Below are 3,534 nucleotides of genomic sequence, written 5' to 3' on the forward strand. Positions count from 1 at the left end.
TACCGACAAGCCCAGGGTGGACCCCTGGGCGCAGGAGGTAGCGCCGCGCGAGACCGGTATATCGTGCGTTGCAGCCGATGCTCCTTCTGCCGCGCAGACTCCTGGGCGCTGGCGCATACCTACATTCAAGGAAGACAGATCATGAATTTCTTCTCGCTCATGCGGCAGTTCACCATTCGAATGCGCATGCTGGGGGCCATCGGTGTGGTGTTGGGCCTGTTGGGGCTGCTGGGGGGGGCGGGCATGCTGGGCATGTTCCGCATCCACGCGATGAGCCAGGACTTCATGGACCATTCCTTCGCCAAGGTGGGTTATATGGCCGAGTTGCGCGGCGAGATGGGGGCCATCCGCCAGTTCGAGAAGGACATGATCATCGGCTACGAAAAGCCCGAGGCCGTGAAGGCCGCGCACACCAAGTGGCTGGCCAGCCAGGACAAGGCCAAGAAGACGGCCAGCAAGTTTCTGGAGGGCGAGGAAGACGCCGACAACGTGGTGGTGCGCAACATCGTCAAGCGCCTGGACAGCTACCGCGAGCAGTTTGCCCATGTGGCGCGCCAGCTCGAAGCCAGCGGCTACGACACGGCCACCATCGCCAACCGCATGAGCGGCAAGGCCGTGGCCGAGTTTGACGAGGCCGACAAGCTGATGGCCGAGCTGGACACGGTGCTGCGCTCGGAAGTGGGCAAGGCCGTGGAGCAGCAGGGACGCGTCTCTGCACAGACGCAATGGCTGTTCGTACTGGCCGTGGTCATCACGGTGGTGGTGGTGGTGCCCACCACGCTGATGAACATGAACTCCATCTGCCGCCCGCTCGAAGAAGCGCGGCGCATGGCGCAGTCGATTGCGGGCGGCGACCTGTCGCAGCCTATCCACGCCGAGGGCAAGGACGAGGTGGCCGACCTGCAGCGTGCGCTGCGTGACATGCAGCAGGGCCTCGGTGCGCTGGTGGCGCAGGTGCGCGATGCCAGCGGCAACATTGCCACCGCCAGCCAGGAGATCGCCACGGGCAACCAGGACCTGTCTCAGCGCACCGAGCAGACGGCCAGCAACGCGCAGGAGGCCGTGTCCTCGCTGACGCAGCTCACGTCCACCGTGCAGCAGACGGCTTCGTCGTCGCAGATGGCCAACCAGCTGGCCGCGTCGGCGTCGCAGATGGCCACACATGGCGGCGGCGTGGTGCAGCAGGCCGTGGCCAGCATGCACGAGATCTCGGCGTCGAGCCGCAAGATCGGCGACATCATCGGCCTGATCGATTCCATTGCCTTCCAGACCAACATTCTGGCGCTGAATGCCGCCGTGGAGGCGGCCCGCGCGGGCGAGCAGGGCCGGGGTTTTGCCGTGGTGGCCAGCGAGGTGCGCAGCCTGGCCCAGCGCAGCGCCGAGGCGGCCAAGGAGATCAAGGCACTCATCGGCACCTCGGTGGAGAACGTGGAAGTCGGCTCGGCCCAGGTCGCGCAGGCCGGGCAGAGCATGCAGGAGATCGTGGCCAGCGTGCAGCGCGTAAGCGACCTGATCGGCGAAATCACGGCCTCGTCCACCGAGCAGCGCGACGGCATCGCCCAGGTCAACCAGGCGGTGACGCACCTGGACCAGATGACCCAGCAGAACGCTGCCCTGGTGGAAGAGTCCACCGCCGCCGCCGCATCCATGCGCGACCAGGCGCAGCGGCTGGCCGAGGTGGTGTCTGTCTTCAATGTGGGGGCGACGGTCGCCGCCAGGGCTCCTGTGCCGGCGCCCGCGCGCGCACCGGTGGCGGCACCCAAGGTGGCCGCGCCCCGCGTCGGCAGCGCCGCAGCCAGCGCCAAGCCCGCCACCAAGGCGGCCCCCAGGCCCGCCGCAGCGCCCAGCGCCGGCGCCTTGCCTGCCGCGCGAACGGCACCGGCCGCAGCCTCCAAAGCGCCGGCCGCCGGGGGCGACGACGACTGGGAAAGCTTTTGAACAGCCCAAGGCAGATCCACAAGCTACTGAATTGATAGCTTGCAGCGCTTATCCATTAAGCGCTAAAGCCTGTTTTTGCCGGAAATTGGGGGCGCCACCCAGGTGGCCCGCGCCGCAAGCCGGACTGCGGCGTGGGGCTAATTAATAAGCATGCAGATTAAATGGCTGCAAATCGTTACAATCCGGCACGCAAAAAGGCACACCTGCCCGAAAGGCGGGGTCGCAAAGCCTCCGGTCTACCCCTGCGCCTGACAGGGCGGGCACGATAGCGGGGCTGCTGTTTCTCCAATGACATAGGCCCTTCGCGGCCGCTCTGCGCCGGCCGGCGCGGCGCCCCCCGGCGCGTCGTTGCGTCTCGCGCGATCCTCTTTTCCCTTCCCTTTCTCTCACGCCCGCAATGGCTGCGGGTGGGCCTGTCTTTGCGGCGCTCTCCCTCTGCGCGGTGGGTGAACGGACGCCGGTGTGGGCATTGCGCGCGTGATGAAGTGAAACTGGAAAGCAGGGTTGTATGAAGTTGAATGATGTGCGGGTGGCCGCCAAGCTGTGGGGCACCATCCTGGGCCTGTTGGTGCTGATGCTGGGCGTGGCAGGGTTCACCCAGTATCGCGCCACCAGCGTGATGGAGCAGGCGCTGAGCCACGTGCTGCGCTACGAGAGCCTGATCTCGTCGGCCATGGAGTGGCGCGGCATGACCGCGACCAACAACGAGCGCGCGCTGGCGCTGCTGATGATGGACGACCCGCAGGTGGTGAAGTTCTTCCAGGAGCGCCGCAACGAGACCTCCAAGGCCATCACCGCACTGCAAAAGCAGATCGAGGCCGAGACCGACAGCGACGCCGGCAAGAGGATGCTGGCCGAGGTGAAGGAGCGCCGTGCGGCCATGGTCGCCGTGCGCGGCAAGGCCGAATCGGTGGTGGCGCAGGGCGACCGCGAGGCCATCACGCGTTATGCGCTCGATGAGGTGGAGCCGTCCAGCCGGGCCTATGTCCAGGCGCTGGACCAGTTTGTCCAGATCAGCGAGCGCGCACGCGACGACGCTCAGGCGCAGGCCGTGCAGTCGCGCCGCAACGCCACGCTGATGGGGCTGGCGAGTGCGGCCCTGGTGTTTGCCATCGGCATCGTGCTGGCGTCGCTGCTGGTGCGCTCCATCACCCGGCCGCTGGACCGCGCCGTGGCGTTGGCCGGTGCGATTGCGGGCGGCGACCTCACGCAGAAGATCGAAACCACGCGCAAGGACGAGCTGGGCCAGCTGCTGCAGGCCCTGTCGGCCATGGTGGGCCGCCTGCATGGGGTGGTGACCGAGGTGCGCCGCGGCGTGGATTCGGTGTCCACCGCGTCGGCCGAGATTGCCAACGGCAACCACGATCTGTCGGCGCGCACCGAGCAGACGGCGTCCAACCTGGAAGAGACGGCGGCCAGCATGGAAGAGCTGACCAGCACGGTGGCGCAGTCGACCGACACCGCGCAGCAGGCCAACCAGCTGGCGGCAGGCGCGGCCCAGGCCGCCACCCACGGTGGCGAAGTGGTGGCGCAGGTGGTGTCCAGCATGCGCGAGATCAGCGAGTCGTCGCGCAAGATCGCCGACATCATCGGCGT

The 3,534-nt window shown here is 67.3% G+C and carries 2 protein-coding genes and 1 riboswitch; both genes read left to right on the forward strand.

The window, feature by feature from the left end:
- The first annotated feature begins 141 nt into the window (after nucleotides 1–141).
- The gene (locus tag ACOQFS_RS17250; protein ID WP_421564058.1) at nucleotides 142–1,938 is read left to right on the forward strand and encodes a methyl-accepting chemotaxis protein; all 1,797 of its coding nucleotides are present in this window, start codon (nucleotides 142–144) and stop codon (nucleotides 1,936–1,938) included.
- 186 nt (nucleotides 1,939–2,124) lie between these two features.
- A riboswitch (cyclic di-GMP riboswitch) is annotated at nucleotides 2,125–2,220 on the forward strand.
- Nucleotides 2,221–2,446: 226 nt separating this feature from the next.
- Nucleotides 2,447–3,534, forward strand: a 1,088-nt coding sequence (locus ACOQFS_RS17255) for a HAMP domain-containing protein (RefSeq protein WP_421564059.1), incomplete at its 3' end; no start/stop codon positions are given.

It is taken from the genome of Paracidovorax sp. MALMAid1276 (genome assembly GCF_049198005.1).
In the GTDB taxonomy this organism is placed as follows: Bacteria; Pseudomonadota; Gammaproteobacteria; order Burkholderiales; family Burkholderiaceae_C; genus Acidovorax.